This window comes from Pantoea sp. C2G6 (assembly GCF_051336815.1).
Taxonomy (GTDB): domain Bacteria; phylum Pseudomonadota; class Gammaproteobacteria; order Enterobacterales; family Enterobacteriaceae; genus Pantoea.
Genome location: NZ_JBGMNJ010000005.1, coordinates 25,033 through 44,329 on the forward strand (window position 1 = coordinate 25,033; position 19,297 = coordinate 44,329).

Below are 19,297 nucleotides of genomic sequence, written 5' to 3' on the forward strand. Positions count from 1 at the left end.
ATTATTGCTCAAGGAAATTGCGCAGCAGCTGATGCCCCTGCTCGCTGAGAATACTCTCGGGATGGAACTGCACGCCCTCCAGCGCCAGGGTTTTATGGCGGAAGCCCATAATTTCGTCCGGCTCACCATCGCGCAGACTCCAGGCAGTGACCTCGAAGTCGTCGGGTAAGGAGTCGCGCTGCACAATCAGCGAATGGTAGCGGGTGACGGTAAGGGGATTATTCAGATTGCGGAACACGCCCTGGCCGGTGTGCTGAATCGCGGAGGTTTTGCCATGCATCACCTGACGGGCACGCACCACCTGCGCGCCGTAGGCCTGAGCGATCGCCTGATGTCCGAGACAGACGCCGAGCAGCGGCACCCGTCCGGCGAAGTGACGGATCGCCGCCAGCGAGATACCTGACTCCGCAGGCGTGCAGGGGCCAGGTGAGATCACCAGATGGGTCAGCGGCAAAGCGTCCATCTGCGCCAGAGTGATGGCATCATTGCGCACCACCTGCACCTGCGCGCCCAGCTCGCAGAAATATTGATAAAGATTCCAGGTAAAGGAGTCGTAGTTGTCGATAAGCAGCAGCATGAGGCGTCCAGAATGATAAACCGCGCCGCTATTCTACGCGGTTAAGCTGCCTCACTCACCACTTTCGCGAATACCTGCTCCAGCGGGGCCAGGTCTCCGGCGGCCCCCGCCTGATTAGCCGCGTGCCAGCTTTCAGCGTCAATCGCCTCCCACGCCAGCAGATAACCGGCATGCAGCGCCAGCTGTTCAAAGAAAATGCGCTGTGTGCGGCCGTTACCGTGGCGGAAAGGATGCAGCATATTGATTTCGCAGTAGTAGTGAGCGATACGCCGCACAAAGTCCTCGGGCGGGAGATCGGCCAGCCCATTCTCCTCTTCCAGCGCGGCCATTAACGCATTGCCCTCTTTTTCGAGATACTCGAAATGGCAGAACGGCGTCTCATCACGCCATATATCGATGGTGCGCAGCTCACCGGCCCAGCTGTAGAGATCCTGAAACAGTGTGCGATGGATCTGGCGCAGATAGGGAAAGCCAGGATTACGCGGCCCCAGCTCCAGGGTGGCGAGACGCGCGGCGCTGAAGCTCAGCTCCGCTTTGCGCAGCTGCGCCGCGTCATGAATATCGGGCAGATTTTTCAGCACCTTGTCATGCTGCCACAGGTAGGGGTCCTGACTGACGGCGATATTAGAGTCCATATTGCCTCCTCAGTGACGCCAGGCGGGCCGCGGCATCTTCACTTCTGACGCTGGTTTCAGTGGGCGTCAGGCCCTCCAGCCGACAGCTGGCCTGATAGCTGGCGCTACGCCGCTGTTGCCACAGGGTGACCTTCTGTTTTTCGGTGAGTTTGTTCGCCATGCCGCCTCCTGCTCAGGTTTTTGCCCTAAGTATAAGAGCAAATTCTGGCTTTGCCGGAGACGGCAGGCGGTCGCCCTGCACAGAGGGCGACGAATGCGCTTAAGGCAGCACTTTGGCGGAGAGGATAACTACCGGTTTGGACGGAACATTCTGGTAAGGACCGACATCTTTGGTCGCCACCTGAGAAATTTTTTCAACCACATCCTGACCTTTCACAATCTTACCGAATACGGCATAGCCAAAATCGCGCTGGCCGTGGTCGAGGAAGGCGTTATCCGCGACGTTCAGGAAGAACTGGCTGGTGGCACTGTCTTTATCCGCGGTACGCGCCATGGAGATGGTGCCCCGCAGGTTACGCAGGCCATTGTCCGCTTCATTTTTGATCGGCGCGTTGGTCTGCTTCTGCTGCATATCGGTGGTAAAGCCGCCGCCCTGCACCATAAAGCCTGGGATCACGCGGTGGAAAATGGTGTTGTTGTAGAAACCGCTGTTGACGTAGTCAACGAAGTTTTTCACTGACACCGGCGCTTTCTGGTTATTCAGTTCGAGTTCGATATTGCCGGCGGAGGTGGTAAGCAGAACATGGGTATCGCCTTTGGCAGCCAGCGCCTGGGCAGAGACCGAAGAGAGTGCTAACAGAGTAATTGCCGCGGTTAACGTACGTTTAAACATAGAAGATTCCTTACCCTGGAGAGCGGGAGCGAAAAAAGTGATTTAGTGTAGAGAGCCTGCAATCCAAGAGCCAGCGTTTTACTTATATTTACGCTGCTGAAGTAAAAGAGGCGCACACCGGTTTAACCCGCGATAAGACGTGACTGGAATCACACAACGCATGAAATATGGATCTGCCGTTTCACTGGTTGTTTATTAAGATCACGGTTCCGTTTACACTTTCTGACACTTTTTGCCTCCGGTTCTCAATAGGTTCAGCACATGACAAACCGTAATCGTATTGGCCTCACCTGGATAAGCTTTTTCTCCTATGCGCTGACCGGCGCACTGGTGATCGTTACCGGCATGGTAATGGGCGACATCGCGAAAGATTTCCAGATCCCCGTTTCCAGCATGAGTAACACTTTTACTTTCCTTAACAGCGGCATCCTGGCGGCGGTGTTCCTGAACGCCTGGCTGATGGTGATCGTGCCTCTGAAGCGCCAGCTGATTTTTGGCTTTGTGCTGATGGTGCTGGCGATTCTCGGCTTGATGACCAGCCGCGATCTGACGGTCTTCTCGCTCTGCATGTTTGTGCTGGGCGTGGTCAGCGGCATCACCATGTCGATCGGCACCTTCCTGATTACCCATATCTATGAGGGCCGTCAGCGTGGCTCGCGCCTGCTGTTTACCGACTCCTTCTTCAGCATGGCGGGAACGCTGTTTCCGGTGCTGGCGGGCATTCTGCTGGCGCGTCAGCTGCCGTGGTACTGGGTTTATGTCTGCATCGGCTTTATCTACGTCGCGATTTTCATCATGACGCTGTTTGTCGAGTTTCCGGTGCTGCGTAAGCCGGAAAACAGTCCGACCGTGGAAAAAGAGAAATGGGGCGTTGGCGTGCTGCTGCTGGCAGTGGCCGCCCTCTGCTACATTCTGGGCCAGCTCGGCTTTATCTCCTGGGTGCCGGAATATGCCACCAAAGTGATGGGGATGAATATCGATAACGCCGGACAGCTGGTGGGCAGCTTCTGGACCGCCTATATGGTCGGGATGTGGGCCTTCAGCTTCCTGCTGCGCTTCTTCGATCTGCAACGGATCCTGACGGTGCTGGCCGGACTGGCAACGGTGCTGATGTACTGGTTTGTCAGCAGCCAGGATGCCGGCATGCTGAAGTGGATTATTATGCTGCTCGGCTTCAGCTCCAGCGCCATCTACACCACTATCATTACTCTGGGCTCGTTGCAGACCCGGGTGGCCTCACCGAAGCTGGTGAACTTCATCCTGACCTGCGGCACCGTCGGCACCATGCTGACCTTTGTGGTCACGGCACCCATCGTGGAGAAAAGCGGAGTGCATACCGCGCTGGTTACCGCGAACGGCCTCTATGCGGTGGTGTTTGTGATGTGCGGCCTGCTCGGGTTTGTCACCCGTCACCGTTCACACGGTCACGTGACCCATTAAACCGTCAGGGCGGCGCACTGTTCGCCGCCCTGCTGTTTAGCGCCGGAAATCGACCCGTTCCCTTCCCCGCCAGTAAATCTCACTTTCCGCCGGTTGTGTCGCCGCCACCACCACGCCGTGACGCAATGAGTAGCGCACCGGCACCTGCCTTCTGAGTGCATCAAAACCACTCTCTGCCGGCAAAATAATCAGGCTGGCGTCGTGACCAACCTCAATGCCGTAGCCCGCGAGTTGCAGCGTCCTGGCGCTGTTATGGGTGATCAGATCCAGCCCGTCATTAATCTGCTGATAGCCCATCAGCTGGCAGACATGTAACCCCATATGCAGCACCTGGAGCATACTGGCGGTGCCCAGCGGGTACCAGGGATCAAACACGTCGTCGTGGCCGAAGCAGACGTTAATCTCCGCCTCCAGCATCTCCTTCACCCGCGTAATCCCGCGCCGCTTAGGATAGGTGTCGAAGCGACCCTGAAGATGAATATTGACCAGCGGGTTAGCCACGAAGTTAATGCCGGAAAGTTTCAGCAGGCGAAACAGCCGCGAGGTGTAAGCGCCATTATAAGAGTGCATGGCGGTGGTGTGACTGGCGGTGACGCGCGCGCCGTTGCCATCCCGATGCGCCAGCGCCGCCACGGTTTCCACAAAGCGGGACTGCTCATCATCAATCTCATCGCAGTGGACATCGATCAGCCGGTCGTAGCGATTCGCCAGCGCAAAGGTCTTATGCAGCGACTCGACGCCATACTCACGGGTGAATTCGTAGTGCGGAATCGCCCCCACCACATCCGCGCCAAGGCGCAGCGCCTCCTCCAGCAACGCTTCTCCGTTGGGATAGGAAAGAATGCCCTCCTGCGGAAACGCGACAATCTGCATGGTGATCCAGGGAGCCATCTCTACTTTCAGCTCCAGCATCGCCTTCAGCGCGGTCAGCGACGGATCTGACACATCCACGTGGGTGCGCACAAACTGGATACCGTTGGCGATCTGCCACTTCAGCGTCTGTAACGCCCGCTGCTTTACATCATCATGGGTCAGCAGCGCCTTGCGTTCCGCCCAGCGCTCAATGCCCTCAAACAGCGTGCCGGAGTGGTTCCAGGCCGGTTCACCGGCGGTCTGAGTGGTATCCAGATGAATATGCGGTTCAACAAAGGGGGCACAGGCCAGGCCGCCCTCACCGTCCAGCGACTGCTCCGCCGGTGAAGCCGTCTGAGGCTGCGGTGATAGCGCGGCGATTTTGCCGTCGGTGATCTCAATCTGCCACAGCCCTTCGCGCCGGGGCAGACGCACGTTATTGATCCACTTGGGTGATCGCATGGCCGATTCCTTATCCGTTTCGCATGGGAGGTTAAAACTAGCACACTTCCCCGGCTCAGCGGCAACGCCGGATTTTCAGCAGCTTAGCCTCACTGAAGAAACTTAATTCAAATCAACTATATACCTCTTAATGGGTATATGACGTGGCGGTTGATGTATATCAATAAGCCTCAGAAGCGGCGCGCTATTGTAGCGGCAGATATCGCAAATTTGAGGCAAAAATGAGCAAGCACAATGTCGTCATTATCGGTAACGGCATGGTCGGCCACCGCTTCATAGAAGAACTTATTGAGAAAGCGGAACCTGATCACTTTTCGCTGACCGTCTTTTGTGAAGAACCCCGCGTCGCCTACGATCGTGTCCACCTGTCCGCCTACTTCTCTCATCACACTGCTGAAGAGCTTTCGCTGGTTCGCGAGGGCTACTACGACAGGCATCAGGTCAACCTGCTGCTGGGTGAACGCGCCATCACCATTAACCGCGATGAGAAGCTGATCCACTCCAATACCGGTCGCGCGGTCCATTACGACACGCTGATTTTTGCGACCGGCTCTTATCCGTGGATCCCGCCGATCAAAGGTGCGGAAGGCAGCGACTGCTTTGTCTACCGCACCATCGAAGATCTTAACGCCATCGAAGCCTGTTCGCGCCGCAGCAAACGCGGCGCGGTGATCGGCGGCGGCCTGCTGGGACTGGAGGCGGCGGGCGCGCTGAAAAATCTGGGTATTGAAACCCACGTGATTGAATTCGCGCCGGTGCTGATGGCGGAGCAGCTTGATCAGCAGGGAGGCGAACAGCTGCGCCGCAAGATTGAGCAGATGGGTGTGCGGGTGCACACCGGCAAAAACACCCGGCAGATTGTGCATCACGACCACGGCGGTAAAACGCTGGAGTTTGCCGATGGCAGCGCGCTGGATGTCGATTTTATCGTCTTCTCAACCGGTATCCGTCCTCAGGACAAGCTGGCGAAGCAGTGTGGCTTAGCGCTGGGTCAACGTGGCGGCATCGCCATCGACGACCAGTGCCAGACCAGCGACCACAACATCTACGCGATCGGTGAGTGCGCCGCCTGGCAGAACCGGGTCTATGGGCTGGTGGCGCCGGGCTATAAAATGGCGCAGGTCGCCAGCGACCATCTGCTGGGCCGCGCCAACGCCTTTACCGGCGCGGACATGAGCGCCAAACTCAAGCTGCTCGGTGTGGATGTGGGCGGCATCGGCGATGCACGCGGCACCACGCCGGGCGCACGCAGCCTGGTCTGGCTGGATGAGAGCAAATCGACCTACAAACGCCTGGTGATCAGCGAAGATCAAAAAACCCTGCTGGGTGCGGTGCTGGTGGGTGACACCAGCGACTATGGCAATCTGCTGCAACTGGTGCTGAATGCTATTCCGCTGCCGGCTAACCCGGAAGCGCTGATTCTGCCTGCTGGCAGCGGCGAAAAACCGGCTATCGGTGTGGACTCTCTGCCCGACAGCGCGCAAATCTGCTCCTGCTTCGACGTCAGCAAAGGCGACATCGTGAAAGCGGTTCAGGGCGGCTGTCACACCGTGGCCGCACTGAAAAGCACCACCCGCGCCGGCACCGGCTGCGGTGGCTGTATTCCGCTGATCACCCAGGTGCTGAACAGCGAACTGAGCCGTCAGGGCATCGAAGTGAATAATCATCTCTGCGCCCACTTTGCCTGGTCCCGCCAGGAGCTGTATCACCTGATTCAGGTGGAAGAGATCAAAACCTTTGATGAGCTGCTGGCCCGCTACGGCCAGGGCTACGGCTGTGAGGTGTGCAAACCCACCGTTGGCTCGCTGCTCGCCTCCTGCTGGAATGAGTATGTTCTGAAGCCACAGCACGTGCCGTTGCAGGACAGTAACGACCTCTACCTCGGTAACATCCAGAAAGATGGTACCTATTCGGTGATCCCGCGCTCACCAGGCGGTGAGATCACCCCACAAGGATTGAAAGTGATTGGCGAGATCGCCGAGCGCTATCAGCTCTATACCAAAATCACCGGCTCGCAGCGTATCGGCCTGTTTGGCGCACAGAAAGACGATCTGCCCGCCATCTGGTCACAGCTGATCGACGCCGGCTTTGAAACCGGCCAGGCCTACGCTAAAGCGCTGCGCATGGCGAAGACCTGCGTCGGCAGCGCCTGGTGCCGCTATGGGGTTGGCGATAGCCTGGGCTTTGGCGTGATGCTGGAGAACCGCTACAAAGGCATCCGCACGCCACACAAAATGAAGTTTGGCGTCTCAGGCTGTACCCGTGAATGTGCGGAGGCCCAGGGCAAAGATGTCGGCATTATCGCCACGGAAAAAGGCTGGAACCTCTATGTCTGCGGCAACGGCGGGATGAAACCCCGTCATGGCGATCTGCTGGCGGCGGATCTCGATCAGCAGACGCTGATCACCTATCTCGACCGTTTCATGATGTTCTATATCCGCACCGCTGACCGCCTGCAACGCACCTCGCTGTGGCTGGAGAGCCTGGAGGGTGGCATCGACTATCTGCGTAAGGTGATTGTGGATGACAAACTCGGCCTGAACAGCCAGCTGGAGCAGCAGCTGGCCGGACTGCGCGCCAGCGTCAGCTGTGAATGGAAAGCCACCCTGGACGATGAGCGTAACCTGCCGCGCTTCGCCCACTTCATCAACTCGTCTCAGCGCGATCCCGCGGTGCAGTGGGTGGCCGAACGCGCTCAGCACCGCCCGGCCCGTCCTGAAGAGCGTATTGCCGTGACCCTGATTGAGGAGGCTGAATAATGAGCCAGTGGAACCCGGTATGTCAGCTGACGCAGATCCTGCCCGCCACCGGCGTCTGTGCGCTGGTGAAAGGTCAGCAGGTTGCCATCTTCCGTCCGCGCGACGATGAGCAGCTCTATGCCATCAGCAATATTGATCCGTTTGCCAATGCCAGCGTCCTGTCACGCGGTATTATTGCCGAACATCAGGATGCGCTATGGGTAGCCAGCCCGCTGAAAAAACAGCGTTTTCGTCTCAGCGATGGCTACTGCATGGAGGATGAAACGCGCTCGGTGGCCGCCTGGCCGGTGCGGGTCAACGCCGGACAGGTCGAAGTCTGCCTGTAACTGTTCAACAGCCCGCATTCGCGGGCTTTTTTAAGGACCGCTTATGGAGTACTTCCCTCTCTTCTGCCGCCTGCGGGGCCGACGCTGCCTGCTGGTTGGCGCGGGTGACGTGGCGGAGCGTAAAGCCCGTCTGCTGCTGGAGGCGGGTGCTGAGCTGCTGGTCGGCGCTCCCGATTTCTCCCCGGCGTTCCGGCAGTGGGCGCAACAGCAGGCGGTGACGCTGCTGCCAGGAGATTTCGATGCGCGCTGGCTGACCGGCTGCTGGCTGGTGGTGGCCGCAACAGACGACGATGCGGTGAATCAGCAGGTCGCCGAGGCCGCGGAAAGCCAGCAGATCTTCTGTAACCTGGTGGATGCGCCACAGCAGGCCAGCGCCATTATGCCGTCGGTTATCGACCGTTCACCGCTGATGGTGGCCGTCTCATCGGGTGGACGCGCGCCGGTGCTGGCGCGTTTACTGCGGGAAAAGCTGGAGGCGATGCTGCCACAGCATCTGGGGCAGCTGGCGAAGCTGGCCGGAACCTTACGCAGCCGGGTGAAAAAAGAGTTCAGTTCGATCAATGCGCGTCGCCACTTCTGGGAGCGCTTCTTCAGCAGCGAGCGGCTGGCGCAAACGCTGGCAAACGGCGACAGCGCGCGTGCGCAGCAGCTGACTGACACCCTGTTTAGCGCGGATCTGCCGCAGCAGGGAGAAGTGGCGCTGGTGGGTGCCGGTCCAGGTGATGCCGGATTACTGACGCTGAAAGGGCTTCAGCTGATCCAGCAGGCGGATGTGATTGTCTATGACCGGCTGGTGTCGGATGAGATCCTCAATCTGGTGCGCCGTGATGCCGAACGCCTGTTTGTCGGCAAGCGCGCCGGGCATCACTGCGTGCCGCAGGAGGCGATCAACCAGCTGCTGCTGGAGCAGGCGCAGCGCGGTAAACGGGTGGTGCGGCTGAAAGGCGGCGATCCCTTTATCTTTGGTCGCGGCGGCGAAGAGCTGGAGGCGCTGGCGCAGCATCAGATCCCGTTCAGCGTGGTGCCCGGCATTACTGCCGCTTCGGGCTGTGCGGCTTACAGCGGCATTCCCCTGACCCACCGCGATCACGCGCAGAGCGTCAGGCTGGTCACCGGCCATCTGCAAAAAGAGGGCACGCTCGCCTGGCAGACGCTGGCGGCGGAACAGCAGACGCTGGTGTTTTATATGGGACTGACGCAGGCCGCAGAGATTCAGCAGCAGCTGCTGAAACATGGCATGCGCAGCGATATGCCGGTGGCGCTGGTGGAAAACGGCACCAGCAGCGCTCAGCGCGTCGTCACCGGCACCCTGACGGAGCTGGAGAGCTTAGCCAGTCAGGTGGTCAGCCCAAGCCTGATGATCATTGGCAGCGTGGTGAGCCTGCGCGACAGCCTGCGCTGGTTCTGAAGCCGATAAAAAAACGGCGGGCACTGCTGCCCGCCGTTTTACTGGTCTGCCGCTCCGTTAAGGCGCGGCGACAAAGCCCACCGCTTCGTAGACTTTTTTCAGCGTTTCCTGCGCCTGGGCACGCGCTTTTGCCGCGCCATCGCGCATTACCTGCTCCAGCAGCGCTTCGTCGTTGCGGAAAGCGTGATAGCGCTCCTGAAGCTCAGCCAGCATCCCCGACACGGCATCAGCCACCGCGCCTTTCAGGTGGCCATACATTTTGCCTTCAAACTCCTGCTCCAGCCCGGCGATGGTTTTGCCGGTCACGCCTGACAGAATATCCAGCAGGTTCGACACGCCCGCTTTCTCTTTCACGTCGTAGCGCACCACTGGCGGCTCTTCAGAGTCGGTGACGGCGCGTTTAATCTTCTTCACCACCGCTTTCGGATCTTCCAGCAGGCCAATCACGTTATTGCGGTTATCGTCCGACTTGGACATTTTCTTCGTCGGCTCCAGCAGCGACATCACGCGCGCGCCAGACTTCGGAATGAACGGCTCAGGCACCCTGAAAATATCGCCATACAGCGCGTTGAAACGCTGCGCAATATCACGGCTCAGCTCCAGATGCTGTTTCTGATCTTCCCCCACCGGCACCTGATTGGTCTGATACAGCAGAATATCGGCCGCCATCAGCACCGGATAGTCAAACAGACCGGCGTTGATGTTCTCTTCGTAGCGCGCCGATTTATCCTTAAACTGCGTCATGCGGCTCAGCTCACCGAAGTAGGCGTAGCAGTTCAGAATCCAGCTCAGCTGGGTGTGCTCTGGCACATGCGACTGAACGAAGATGGTGCTTTTTTGTGGATCGATGCCACAGGCGAGATAGAGCGCCAGCGTGTCCAGCGTCGCTTTACGCAGTGCAGCAGGGTCCTGACGCACGGTAATGGCGTGCAGATCAACAATGCAGTAAATGCAGTGGAAATCATCCTGCATCTGCACCCACTGACGCAGCGCTCCCATATAGTTGCCAATGGTGAGTTCGCCGGACGGCTGTGCGCCGCTGAAAACGATGGGTTTCATACTTGTGTCCTGATATTTACCGCCCCAGAGCGGGCAGAAGTTCGTCAAAAGAGTCGAGGGTTAAATCGGGCTGGCTGGTGGCGATCGGCTCGCCATAGTTATAGCCAAAGGTCATGCCGACATTGCGCACGCCCGCCGCCTGGGCCGCCTGAATGTCATTGCGGGAATCGCCGACAAACAGCAGCTGCTCCGGCAACAGGCCAAAGTTGCCCAGCACCATAAAGATTGCCGCCGGGTGCGGTTTTTTAACCGGTACATCGTCGCCACCGATAATCAGTGAAAACGCATCGGCAATGCCCAGCGATGCCAGCAGCGGTGCCACAAACGGCGTCGGCTTGTTCGTCACAATCGCCATCGGCAGCCCGGACGCCTTTAAGGCCTCCAGCGTCTGCTTCACCTGAGGGAACAGCGTGCTGCCCGCCTCCACGGTATCGGCGTAATGGCGGTCAAACAGCGCCCGCGCATCGCGCTGCTCTTCCGGCTGCGGCTCGCGGCCCAGCGCGAAGGTCAGCGCACGCGCCATCATAATATCGGCCCCGTTACCAATCCAGGTTGACACCCGTTCCACGCCCGCCTGCGGCAGCGAGAGATCGTTCAGCGTCCGATCAATCGCGGCGGCAAGGCCAGGGGCGCTATCCACCAGCGTGCCATCCAGATCAAACGCCAGCGCACGAATATCAGTGAAATGAGCCATTAGCTTTCTCCAGTTCGTTGCGCATATCGTCGATCACTTTTTTGTAGTCAGGGTGGCCGAAGATCGCGGAACCGGCGACAAACATGTCAGCACCGGCGGCGGCGATCTGGCCGATGTTGTCGATCTTCACGCCACCATCCACTTCGAGACGAATGCTGTAGCCGCTCTGATCGATACGTTTGCGCGCTTCACGCAGCTTATCCAGCGTGCCGGGGATAAAGGACTGACCGCCAAAGCCAGGGTTGACTGACATCAGCAGAATGATGTCCAGCTTATCCATGACGTAATCGAGGTAGCTCAGCGGGGTCGCCGGGTTAAACACCAGACCCGCTTTGCAGCCATGCTCTTTGATCAGTTGCAGGGTGCGGTCAACGTGCTCGCTGGCTTCGGGATGAAAAGTGATATAGGTCGCGCCCGCTTTGGCGAACTCCGGGATCAGCGCATCAACCGGCTTCACCATCAGATGCACATCGATAGGGGCGGTGATGCCATAGTCGCGCAGCGCTTTTAACACCATCGGTCCCATAGTCAGGTTAGGAACGTAGTGGTTATCCATCACGTCGAAGTGAACCACGTCACCTCCGGCCGCCAGCGCTTTGGCCGTGTCTTCGCCCAGGCGGGCAAAGTCCGCCGACAGGATTGAAGGGGCCAGCAAATATTGTTTCATCCGATTCTCCCACTGTTGTGCGCCAGCACTCAGGCTGGCGTAATGCGTTGGTCGCGGACGAAACAGACTAGCGAAAGAGTGCCAGCAGTTCGTCGACCTTGGTGCGACCGCTTATGCTTCGGCTAATGGAACGCCGCGCTTTGACCACATATAACTCTGCCTCCTGATACCACAGGCGGGTCAGGGCAGTGTCGTGGTTAGAAATCAGTACCGGAATCCGGCTCGAGGCCAGCTGTGCCGCTAACGTCGCCAGATGCTCCTGCTCACGCAGACTAAAGCTGTTGGTGTGGTAAGCCGTAAAGTTGGCCGTTGCCGACAGCGGCGCGTAAGGCGGATCGCAATAGACCACCGAGCCTTTACGCGCGCCGTTCAGAGTATCATTGTACGATTCGCAGACAAACGTCGCTTTTTGCGCGCGCTCGGCAAACCATAACAGTTCTGCTTCAGGAAAGTAGGGTTTGCGATAGCGGCCAAACGGCACGTTGAACTCACCACGCAGGTTATAGCGGCAGAGGCCGTTGTAACAGTGACGGTTCAGATAGAGGAACAGCAGCGCGCGCTGGTAGGCGTCTGTGCTGAGGTTAAATTCGGTGCGACGCAGGTAATAACAGGCTTCGTTATTCCCTTCTGGCGTAAACAGCAGCTGCGCGTCACGGATAAAATCCGCCGTGCGTGTTTTGACAATATTGTAGAGATTAATCAGGTCACTGTTGATGTCGGCGAGATGGTAGCGATCAAATTCGGTGTTCAGAAACACCGAACCCGCGCCAACAAAGGGCTCGACCAGACAGTCGCCCTGCGGCAGATAGCGATGGATCTCTTCTACTAAGGGAAATTTTCCCCCTGCCCATTTCAGGAAAGCGCGATTTTTTTTCATGCTGTCGTGGTTATTACATCTTATTGTGAGGCTGTGGCTGGACCGACAGCAGATCTGCGCTTAAAACGGGGCCAGCAGACTGGCCCCACATCCACTATTGGCTGGCTTCTTTCTTGACCTGGCTTACCGGTTTAACCCAGGGGTTCTTCGCACGCACTTCCGCAGGCAGTGATGCCACAGCGCGTCTGGCGTCTGCCGGAGTGGCATAGGAACCGCTCACCAGCACGTACCAGGACTGGCCGTTACGGGTCGTTTTGTAGACGTGATAGCTGCTCAGATTCTGCTGTTTCGCCCAGGCGTTCAGACTTTCCGCTTTCGACGCACCACTCAGTTGCAGCGTATAGCTGCCGCCTGGCAGGGATTTGCTGGCTGAACCGCTGCCGGTCGCCGGGCTGGAGGCCACAGCGCTGGTTGGCGTGCGCGCCGGGGTCGTATGCGTTTTGGTGTCGCGGGTCGCGGGCTTCGAGGCGGCTTTATTATGCGCTGACTCATGAGCCTGACGCACCGGCGTTACCGTTTTGTTCGGGCTCTGACGGCTGACGGGGGGTTTCACCGGATTGGCGGCGCTGCCGGCATTGCCGCTGACGGTCGCAGGCGCGGTCGGCAGTGAACTGCCACCCTGAGCCCCCATCGCGGTGGTATCGACCTGCTGCTGCTGATTGCTCAGCGCACTGTTGAGATCGCCTGGCAGGGTTACACGCTGTTGATTGGCCGGAGCCTCAACGGGTGCCGCCTGAGTCGGGGTCGAAGCAACAGGCGGCATCGAAATATCGCGCGACGGATTGCCCGCAGTTTCACCACCGGTCGCGGCGCTGTTTTCAGTCGCGGCTGGTGTGTTCTGTGCGCCAGACATGGAGGAGGAGCCGGTCAGATCGATATTCTTCTCGCTGCCGGAGCTGCCATTAGCCGCAGGGGTATTGCCTGCCGGGGCAGATTTCTTCTCATCCGGGCCATTCAGCGCCGAACCAATTCCCAGCACCAGTAACAGCAGCACCAGAATCCCGACGCCCATCATGATGCGCTGGCGCGGAACCGGTAATCTGGCGGTGGCAGACGATTTACGAGGGCGCGAGGGACGGCGGTCGCTGGCGTCAGGTTTTAACTCGTCTTCCGGTTTAAACTCATCCATTTTAGCTCCTCCGTAAAGCGGCATTCCGCACTGCGCACCCTGCGCGCCGCGTCACCACTCAACTGCTTAATATCAGGGTTGCTGACAATCGTTAATTGCAGCCAGCACCATATCATGGGCCACGCCGCCACGCACTTCAGAGCGACCGATCGACAACGGCAGTATCAGCCGCAACTCACCGGCCAGCACTTTTTTATCGCGCATCATATGCGGCAGATACATCTCCGCACTCATCGCCTGGGGTCCATCTACCGGCAGACCGGCACGCTGTAGCAGAGCAATAATGCGGTCAGTATCCTGCGGCTGGAACTGCCCCAGACGTTCAGCGGTACGCGCCGCCATCACCATACCGGCGGCGATCGCTTCGCCATGCAGCCAGTTGCCATAGCCCATGTGCGCTTCAATCGCGTGACCAAAAGTATGGCCGAGATTCAGCAGCGCACGCTGGCCCTGCTCCCGCTCATCGGCCGCCACGACCTCGGCTTTCAGCTCACAGCAGCGACGAATACAGTACGCCAGTGCCTGTTCATCCAGCGCCAGCAGCGCATCAAGATTCTGCTCCAGCCACTCAAAGAACGCACCGTCGAGGATGATGCCGTACTTAATGACTTCCGCCAGACCGGACGCCAGTTCACGCGGAGGCAATGTGCGCAGGCAGGCCGTATCAATCACCACCGCGGCGGGCTGATAGAATGCGCCAATCATGTTTTTGCCAAGCGGATGGTTAACCGCCGTTTTGCCGCCAACCGAAGAGTCAACCTGGGAGAGTAAGGTGGTAGGCACCTGAATAAAGCGTACGCCACGCTGGTAGCTCGCGGCGGCAAAACCGGTCAGATCGCCAATGACGCCGCCGCCTAAGGCAATCAGCGTCGTATCACGACCATGCGGCTTTTGCAGCAGCGCGGTAAACACCTGATCCATCACCGCCAGCGTTTTGTATTGCTCACCGTCGGGTAAGATCACCTGATCGACATGGACGCCCGCCGCCGTCAGCCGCGCCGACAGCGTATCGAGATAGAGCGGTGCCAGCGTCTGGTTTGTCACCACCATGGCGTTTTCGCCCGCCTTTAGCGGCCAAAAAGAAGCCGGATCGTTAAACAGTCCGGCGGCGATAGTGATGGGGTAACTGCGTTCCCCCAGTGAGACGGTGATCTTCTCCATGATGCTCAATACCTGTCAAAGAGCCTTTGAACGTTGGATCAACTTTTTTCCAACATGTGGATAATCTGATTCGCCACCACTTTCGCACTCTGATCATCGGTGCGGATGGTGACATCGGCGATCTCTTCGTAGAGCGGGTTACGTTCGCCAGCCAGCGCTTCGAGCACTTCACGCGGCGGTGAATCCACCTGCAACAACGGACGTTTTTTGTCACGTTGGGTGCGCGCCAGTTGCTTCTCAATGGTGGTTTCAAGATAAACCACTACACCGCGGGCGGAGAGACGATTACGTGTTTCCCGGGATTTAACGGAACCACCGCCTGTCGCCAGCACGATGCCTTGCTTCTCGGTCAGTTCGTTGATGATTTTTTCTTCGCGATCGCGAAAGCCAGCTTCGCCTTCGACATCAAAAACCCAGCCCACATCCGCTCCGGTGCGTCGCTCAATTTCCTGATCGGAATCGAAGAACTCCATGTTGAGTTGCTGAGCCAACTGACGGCCAATAGTGCTTTTGCCGGCACCCATCGGCCCAACCAGAAAGATATTGCGTTTCTCTGCCATTTTGTCGGTATTACTAAGAATTCGTTAATGATACCCCGCGTTCAGCATTTGCTGGCGGGACAGGAACTGAGACCTCATGAGCGTTAGCAAGAGTCAGACGAAAAATTATCTCAACACTCAAGGCTGTTTGGCAACCGATTATATTGCCTTCAGCACATCCATTTCTGAATTGGCCTGTGTTCGCGAAACTGTAACGCGCCAGCGCTGCGTCTTTACAACGCTGCTTACAGAGGAGTTTGCTAATCTGTTTGCCGGAATTTACCCGACATAGACGGTTACACCGTAATTAAAATCGCTAAACCTTGTAAGCTAATTCCTCTCCTGCGTCAACGCAGATGACCCGAAGGGGCGCATTTTCCGTTTTATCCCGCCGTAAGCGCTGCTTCCCTGACCAATCGCGGGGTAATGAAGATCACCAGCTCGCGTTTTTTGCGTTGGTCCGACTGCTGGCGAAACAATCCGCCCACCAGCGGCAAATCTCCTAACAGCGGCACCTGATTCTGCCCATGCGTTCGCTGCTGCTGGAAGATACCGCCCAGCGCCAGCGTCTGCCCGTCGCTGACCGTGACCTGGGTCTCAATTTCCTGTTTATCGATGGATAATATCTCGCTGTCCCCCGTTCTGACGCTGCGGCCCGGCATATTCTGGCTGATATGGATTTTCAGCTGGATGCGACCCTGACCGGAAATGCTCGGCGTCACCTTCATTCCCAGCACCGCCTCTTTAAACTCAATACTGGTGGCCCCGCTGTTGCCCGCCGACACCGCATAGGGAATTTCCGTGCCCTGCTTAATCGAGGCCGTTTGCTGATGCGAGGTAAACAGACGCGGACTGGCGATGATCTCAATCTGGTTCTCCTGCTCCAGCGCGCTTAACTCCAGATCCAGAAGCTGGCCGCCGATGCGCGCCAGCGCCATGCCGACACTGATGCCCGGCGAACTCACCGCCAGCGGAATCGACAGCGTCGGGTGATGCAGCAGGTCTGTCACCGCCGCATCGCCTGCCGCTAAGCCCCAGCGTACCCCCAGCTCCTGCAAATGCTCTTCGCTGATGGTCACGATATGCGCTGACAGCTCTATCTGTTCCAGCGGCAGATCCAGCGCCCGTATCCAGCGCTCGGTCTGCTGCAAGGCTGGGGCGGTATCGCGCAGTAACAAGCTGTTGGTGCGTTTGTCGACGGTGACGCTGCCGCGCGGCGTCATCAGGGACTGACGCTCTGCCAGCAGACTACTGTGCACCTCGCTGGCGCTGGCATAGCGCAGCACCACGGCGCGCTGTTGCAACGGCGTCTGCTGCAACTGCGCCTGCTGCTCAGCCGCCCGTGCCTGCCGCTGCGCCTGCTGCCAGCTCTCCGGGTAGACCAGCAGGACATTATCCTGCTCTATCAGCGTCAGCCGGGCCATGCGCGCCACCAGATCCAGCGCCTGACGCCACGGCAGATTATCCAGCCGCAGGGATAACGACCCTTCGACCTCCGGCGCAATCATCAGGTTGATCTGCCGGTAGTCCGCCAGCGCCTGTAAAATGCGCGCGACCGGGGCGTCATCAAAGGTCAGGCTGAGCGGCTGCCGTTCAGCGGCGTGAACCGGCAGCAGGCAACTCAGCGCCACCAGCAGAATAACTATCCTTATCATCGGAACGTCCTTTTAAATGAAATGTGATGCGTTGTGCCGTACAGCTCTTTTCCACCACCAGGGTGAGAGTGCGCCGGGTAACGGCAACGAGCTGCCAGGGTGAGAGTGGAAAAGGCTCGCCGCTGCGGGCTGTGACGCTCTCCCCGGTGGGCGTCAGCAGCCAGGCGGTGAAATGGGCTTCGCGGCCAATAATGCCCTGCAAACGCCAGCCTGCCAGCGGTTCGACCGGTGCGAGACAGAGCGACTGCGCAACAGGCCGGAACGGATCCCGCGCCACGACGCCGCCACAGCACAACAGCAGAATCAGCAGGCTATGGCGCATCGTCAGGCTCCAGCCAGAGCTGCGCCACCAGATGCTGCGGCTGCGCCAGCAGCTGGAAATGGCGCGGTAGCGGCGCAGCTACCTGGGCCAGCTCACCGAACAGGGGCTGAAACGCCTGCCACGGCAGATGCAGCGTCAGCATCGGCAGATCAGCGCCGGGCTGCCACTCCTCCAGCTGATCGCGGCGGGCTGCCAGAATCGTCTCAACGGCTCGCACTGACTCCCCCGGACGCTGCACTCTGGCCTGGAGGGAGAGCAGCTGCGACTGCAATGCAGCATTATCGGGATGCTGCTGCCAGCGCTGCTGGTGCTGTTGCAGAGTACGGGTCAGCTGAATCAGCGCCTGCTGTTCTGTGTCCAGCCTCTGCTGCTGCGGCCGGAGCCACAGCGCCCATAGCAGCAACCACAGGCCGGATAAGCCGGGTACCAGCAGGCTATAGCGCGGGATGGCCGCCATCTGCCACCAGCGATCCCACCACTCATTCATCTCTCACCTCGCGCACCTGCGCCCGCAGAGAAAAACGGTAGCGGCCGTCCGCCTGACGCTTAACCGCGCCCTGCTCCGGTGGCTCCAGCAACGCGACCCTGGCTAACTGCTGTCGGAAATGCCGGATGTCGGCCATATCCTGCGCCTGTCCTTCCAGCGTCAGGCGGCGTTCACGCTTCTCCAGCCGGGTTAACCAGGCGGTGTCGGGCAGCAGCGCGGGTAAATCCAGCCAGAACTGCTGCCAGGCGGCCAGCTGCAACGCCCGCTGACGCCGCTGCTGCTGGCGGGTTTGCAGCAGGGCGATCTGCTCCAGTAACTGCGTCTGCAACACCCGCTGCTCCGCCAGACTTTCCACTGCCTGTTGTAACCGCCTCTTCTCCCGCGCCGTGCGCTGCTGCGCTTCGTGGATCTGCCACGCCTGCTGGGTTGCCACCAGCAGCAGCCCGCTCGTCAGCACGATGAGCACCACCAGGCTATGTCGCTGCTGCTGTTGCCGCCGTCGCTGCCGCCAGGGCAGCAGATTGACCGCCACCATCAGCAATCTCCGGCACGCAGCGCCAGCCCGGCTGCCAGCGCAAAATCTCCTGGATTCTCCGGCAGCGGCGGCTGCGTAAAGCGCAGCAGATCAAACGGGGAAAAAGCGCGGCTATCCGCGGGCCGGGTCGCCTGCGGCGAGGCGCACCAGACGAGGGTGGTGGTCTGGGGAAAAGCCTGCTGTTGCAGCGCGGCCAGCGTGATCGATTCCGTGACCCCGGCCGCCGTATGCCCGTCGCTCCAGATCCAGCCGCTCTCCTGTTGCAGCACCAGTACCGCGCCGCTGCCCAGCGCCGCCTGCTGCGCTAACCGCTTCAGCGCCTCGCTGGTGAGTTCAAAAACCTGCGGCTTTAAGCCCGCCTGCAACAGCGGCGCGGCCCACTGGTCGATGATTTCCAGCCGCGCCGCCGTCACGCAGAGCTGGCCGCTGTGGGCATCGTGCCGGTAATCGAGCGCCAGCGCGTCAGGCTCCAGCGGGAACAGGCGGCGCGCGGCCGCCTGCACATAGTGTCCCAGCGCTGGCTCTTTCAGCGCGTGTGCGGGCAGAGGAAGCTGGCGCTGAAGCACCAGCTGAGCGGGCAGCCCGACGCGCAGTGAATAGCGGCGCGGCAGCCGCTGACGCCAGGCGGTCAAGGCCGCCAGTAATTCAGGTGAAGATTGCAGCACGCCGTTTCTTAACGTATCTTGCGGCAGCCGCTGCTGCCACCAGTGGCGTAGCTGCCAGCCATCACGACGAGGCTGGAGGGCCAGGGCACAAATCTGCCTATTCTGAATATCCAGCCCGATTTGCCAGGGTTTAAAAGCCATGCGCGCGATCTCCTTATCGTCCGGGGAAAATGGACATATCCAAGCGTCTGGCTTGCCTTTATACTACCGCGCGGT

Annotated in this window: 21 protein-coding genes; 4 read left to right on the plus strand and 17 right to left on the minus strand. The window is 59.2% G+C overall.

The window, feature by feature from the left end; all coding sequences use genetic code 11:
- Window position 1 precedes the first annotated feature (1 nt).
- The 4 genes from ACCW71_RS08855 to ppiA all read right to left on the minus strand — a co-directional run bounded on the left by ACCW71_RS08855 (window position 2) and on the right by ppiA (window position 2,044).
- The gene (locus tag ACCW71_RS08855; RefSeq protein WP_436370821.1) at window positions 2-577 is read right to left on the minus strand and encodes an aminodeoxychorismate/anthranilate synthase component II; all 576 of its coding nucleotides are present in this window, start codon (window positions 575-577) and stop codon (window positions 2-4) included.
- Window positions 578-618: 41 nt separating this feature from the next.
- A complete protein-coding gene (locus ACCW71_RS08860) occupies window positions 619-1,212 on the minus strand; it encodes a putative adenosine monophosphate-protein transferase Fic (protein ID WP_436370822.1) in 594 nt (197 codons plus the stop codon).
- A complete protein-coding gene (locus ACCW71_RS08865) occupies window positions 1,202-1,372 on the minus strand; it encodes a YhfG family protein (RefSeq protein ID WP_436370823.1) in 171 nt (56 codons plus the stop codon). Before ACCW71_RS08865 ends, ACCW71_RS08860 begins: the two co-directional genes overlap by 11 nt.
- A 99-nt stretch (window positions 1,373-1,471) precedes the next feature.
- On the minus strand, window positions 1,472-2,044 hold the full coding sequence (gene ppiA, locus ACCW71_RS08870) for a peptidylprolyl isomerase A (RefSeq protein ID WP_436370824.1): 573 nt from the start codon (window positions 2,042-2,044) through the stop codon (window positions 1,472-1,474).
- A gap of 261 nt (window positions 2,045-2,305) precedes the next feature.
- On the opposite strand from ppiA, the gene tsgA reads away from it, so the two are divergent.
- Entirely contained in the window at window positions 2,306-3,484 is a 1,179-nt protein-coding gene (tsgA, locus tag ACCW71_RS08875) for an MFS transporter TsgA (protein WP_436370825.1), read from the plus strand.
- A 36-nt stretch (window positions 3,485-3,520) separates the two neighbouring features.
- Here tsgA and ACCW71_RS08880 read toward each other — a convergent pair whose 3' ends face one another.
- The gene (locus ACCW71_RS08880) at window positions 3,521-4,798 is read right to left on the minus strand and encodes a cytosine deaminase (protein WP_436370826.1); all 1,278 of its coding nucleotides are present in this window, start codon (window positions 4,796-4,798) and stop codon (window positions 3,521-3,523) included.
- A gap of 221 nt (window positions 4,799-5,019) precedes the next feature.
- On the opposite strand from ACCW71_RS08880, the gene nirB reads away from it, so the two are divergent.
- The 3 genes from nirB to cysG are packed head-to-tail and all read left to right on the plus strand — an operon-like array spanning window position 5,020 to window position 9,291.
- Window positions 5,020-7,557, plus strand: coding sequence for a nitrite reductase large subunit NirB (gene nirB / locus ACCW71_RS08885; RefSeq protein WP_436370827.1), 2,538 nt, complete (start codon window positions 5,020-5,022; stop codon window positions 7,555-7,557).
- Window positions 7,557-7,883: a nitrite reductase small subunit NirD gene (gene nirD, locus ACCW71_RS08890; RefSeq protein WP_436370828.1), complete on the plus strand. Its 327-nt coding sequence runs from the start codon at window positions 7,557-7,559 to the stop codon at window positions 7,881-7,883. Before nirB ends, nirD begins: the two co-directional genes overlap by 1 nt.
- Window positions 7,884-7,926: 43 nt before the next feature.
- Window positions 7,927-9,291 (plus strand): siroheme synthase CysG, encoded by a 1,365-nt coding sequence (gene cysG / locus ACCW71_RS08895; RefSeq protein ID WP_436370829.1) that lies wholly within the window; start codon window positions 7,927-7,929, stop codon window positions 9,289-9,291.
- A gap of 57 nt (window positions 9,292-9,348) precedes the next feature.
- Here the strand turns inward: cysG and trpS are convergent, their stop codons facing one another.
- The 12 genes from trpS to pilM all read right to left on the minus strand — a co-directional run bounded on the left by trpS (window position 9,349) and on the right by pilM (window position 19,222).
- Complete coding sequence (gene trpS / locus ACCW71_RS08900) at window positions 9,349-10,350, minus strand: tryptophan--tRNA ligase (protein ID WP_436370830.1); 1,002 nt, start codon at window positions 10,348-10,350, stop codon at window positions 9,349-9,351.
- 16 nt (window positions 10,351-10,366) lie between these two features.
- A complete protein-coding gene (locus tag ACCW71_RS08905; protein ID WP_436370831.1) occupies window positions 10,367-11,044 on the minus strand; it encodes a phosphoglycolate phosphatase in 678 nt (225 codons plus the stop codon).
- Window positions 11,028-11,711 carry a ribulose-phosphate 3-epimerase gene (gene rpe / locus ACCW71_RS08910; RefSeq protein WP_014594778.1) on the minus strand — a complete coding sequence of 228 codons (684 nt, stop codon included), beginning with the start codon at window positions 11,709-11,711 and terminating at the stop codon, window positions 11,028-11,030. Before rpe ends, ACCW71_RS08905 begins: the two co-directional genes overlap by 17 nt.
- 67 nt (window positions 11,712-11,778) lie before the next feature.
- The gene (dam, locus tag ACCW71_RS08915) at window positions 11,779-12,588 is read right to left on the minus strand and encodes an adenine-specific DNA-methyltransferase (RefSeq protein ID WP_436370832.1); all 810 of its coding nucleotides are present in this window, start codon (window positions 12,586-12,588) and stop codon (window positions 11,779-11,781) included.
- A gap of 94 nt (window positions 12,589-12,682) precedes the next feature.
- Complete coding sequence (locus ACCW71_RS08920; RefSeq protein WP_436370833.1) at window positions 12,683-13,717, minus strand: SPOR domain-containing protein; 1,035 nt, start codon at window positions 13,715-13,717, stop codon at window positions 12,683-12,685.
- 72 nt (window positions 13,718-13,789) lie between these two features.
- The gene (aroB, locus tag ACCW71_RS08925; protein WP_436370834.1) at window positions 13,790-14,878 is read right to left on the minus strand and encodes a 3-dehydroquinate synthase; all 1,089 of its coding nucleotides are present in this window, start codon (window positions 14,876-14,878) and stop codon (window positions 13,790-13,792) included.
- A 38-nt stretch (window positions 14,879-14,916) separates the two neighbouring features.
- On the minus strand, window positions 14,917-15,438 hold the full coding sequence (gene aroK, locus ACCW71_RS08930; protein ID WP_003852989.1) for a shikimate kinase AroK: 522 nt from the start codon (window positions 15,436-15,438) through the stop codon (window positions 14,917-14,919).
- 362 nt (window positions 15,439-15,800) lie between these two features.
- Window positions 15,801-17,072 carry a DNA uptake porin HofQ gene (hofQ, locus tag ACCW71_RS08935; protein ID WP_436370835.1) on the minus strand — a complete coding sequence of 424 codons (1,272 nt, stop codon included), beginning with the start codon at window positions 17,070-17,072 and terminating at the stop codon, window positions 15,801-15,803.
- A complete protein-coding gene (locus ACCW71_RS08940) occupies window positions 17,011-17,394 on the minus strand; it encodes a HofP DNA utilization family protein (RefSeq protein ID WP_436370836.1) in 384 nt (127 codons plus the stop codon). The genes hofQ and ACCW71_RS08940 overlap by 62 nt, the downstream gene beginning before the upstream one ends.
- A complete protein-coding gene (locus ACCW71_RS08945; protein WP_436370837.1) occupies window positions 17,384-17,881 on the minus strand; it encodes a hypothetical protein in 498 nt (165 codons plus the stop codon). Before ACCW71_RS08945 ends, ACCW71_RS08940 begins: the two co-directional genes overlap by 11 nt.
- Window positions 17,874-18,416 (minus strand): PilN domain-containing protein, encoded by a 543-nt coding sequence (locus ACCW71_RS08950; RefSeq protein WP_436370838.1) that lies wholly within the window; start codon window positions 18,414-18,416, stop codon window positions 17,874-17,876. The genes ACCW71_RS08945 and ACCW71_RS08950 overlap by 8 nt, the downstream gene beginning before the upstream one ends.
- A complete protein-coding gene (gene pilM, locus ACCW71_RS08955) occupies window positions 18,416-19,222 on the minus strand; it encodes a type IV pilus biogenesis protein PilM (RefSeq protein WP_436370839.1) in 807 nt (268 codons plus the stop codon). The genes ACCW71_RS08950 and pilM overlap by 1 nt, the downstream gene beginning before the upstream one ends.
- Window positions 19,223-19,297 lie beyond the last annotated feature (75 nt).

Excerpts from the sequence above, each read along its gene's own strand:
- ACCW71_RS08855 (WP_436370821.1), bottom strand. The coding sequence starts at position 577 with ATGCTGCTGCTTATCGACAACTACGACTCCTTTACCTGGAATCTTTAT.
- ACCW71_RS08860 (WP_436370822.1), bottom strand. The coding sequence starts at position 1,212 with ATGGACTCTAATATCGCCGTCAGTCAGGACCCCTACCTGTGGCAGCAT.
- ACCW71_RS08865 (WP_436370823.1), bottom strand. The coding sequence starts at position 1,372 with ATGGCGAACAAACTCACCGAAAAACAGAAGGTCACCCTGTGGCAACAG.
- ppiA (WP_436370824.1), bottom strand. The coding sequence starts at position 2,044 with ATGTTTAAACGTACGTTAACCGCGGCAATTACTCTGTTAGCACTCTCT.
- tsgA (WP_436370825.1), top strand. The coding sequence starts at position 2,306 with ATGACAAACCGTAATCGTATTGGCCTCACCTGGATAAGCTTTTTCTCC.
- ACCW71_RS08880 (WP_436370826.1), bottom strand. The coding sequence starts at position 4,798 with ATGCGATCACCCAAGTGGATCAATAACGTGCGTCTGCCCCGGCGCGAA.
- nirB (WP_436370827.1), top strand. The coding sequence starts at position 5,020 with ATGAGCAAGCACAATGTCGTCATTATCGGTAACGGCATGGTCGGCCAC.
- nirD (WP_436370828.1), top strand. The coding sequence starts at position 7,557 with ATGAGCCAGTGGAACCCGGTATGTCAGCTGACGCAGATCCTGCCCGCC.
- cysG (WP_436370829.1), top strand. The coding sequence starts at position 7,927 with ATGGAGTACTTCCCTCTCTTCTGCCGCCTGCGGGGCCGACGCTGCCTG.
- trpS (WP_436370830.1), bottom strand. The coding sequence starts at position 10,350 with ATGAAACCCATCGTTTTCAGCGGCGCACAGCCGTCCGGCGAACTCACC.
- ACCW71_RS08905 (WP_436370831.1), bottom strand. The coding sequence starts at position 11,044 with ATGGCTCATTTCACTGATATTCGTGCGCTGGCGTTTGATCTGGATGGC.
- rpe (WP_014594778.1), bottom strand. The coding sequence starts at position 11,711 with ATGAAACAATATTTGCTGGCCCCTTCAATCCTGTCGGCGGACTTTGCC.
- dam (WP_436370832.1), bottom strand. The coding sequence starts at position 12,588 with ATGAAAAAAAATCGCGCTTTCCTGAAATGGGCAGGGGGAAAATTTCCC.
- ACCW71_RS08920 (WP_436370833.1), bottom strand. The coding sequence starts at position 13,717 with ATGGATGAGTTTAAACCGGAAGACGAGTTAAAACCTGACGCCAGCGAC.
- aroB (WP_436370834.1), bottom strand. The coding sequence starts at position 14,878 with ATGGAGAAGATCACCGTCTCACTGGGGGAACGCAGTTACCCCATCACT.
- aroK (WP_003852989.1), bottom strand. The coding sequence starts at position 15,438 with ATGGCAGAGAAACGCAATATCTTTCTGGTTGGGCCGATGGGTGCCGGC.
- hofQ (WP_436370835.1), bottom strand. The coding sequence starts at position 17,072 with ATGATAAGGATAGTTATTCTGCTGGTGGCGCTGAGTTGCCTGCTGCCG.
- ACCW71_RS08940 (WP_436370836.1), bottom strand. The coding sequence starts at position 17,394 with ATGCGCCATAGCCTGCTGATTCTGCTGTTGTGCTGTGGCGGCGTCGTG.
- ACCW71_RS08945 (WP_436370837.1), bottom strand. The coding sequence starts at position 17,881 with ATGAATGAGTGGTGGGATCGCTGGTGGCAGATGGCGGCCATCCCGCGC.
- ACCW71_RS08950 (WP_436370838.1), bottom strand. The coding sequence starts at position 18,416 with ATGGTGGCGGTCAATCTGCTGCCCTGGCGGCAGCGACGGCGGCAACAG.
- pilM (WP_436370839.1), bottom strand. The coding sequence starts at position 19,222 with ATGGCTTTTAAACCCTGGCAAATCGGGCTGGATATTCAGAATAGGCAG.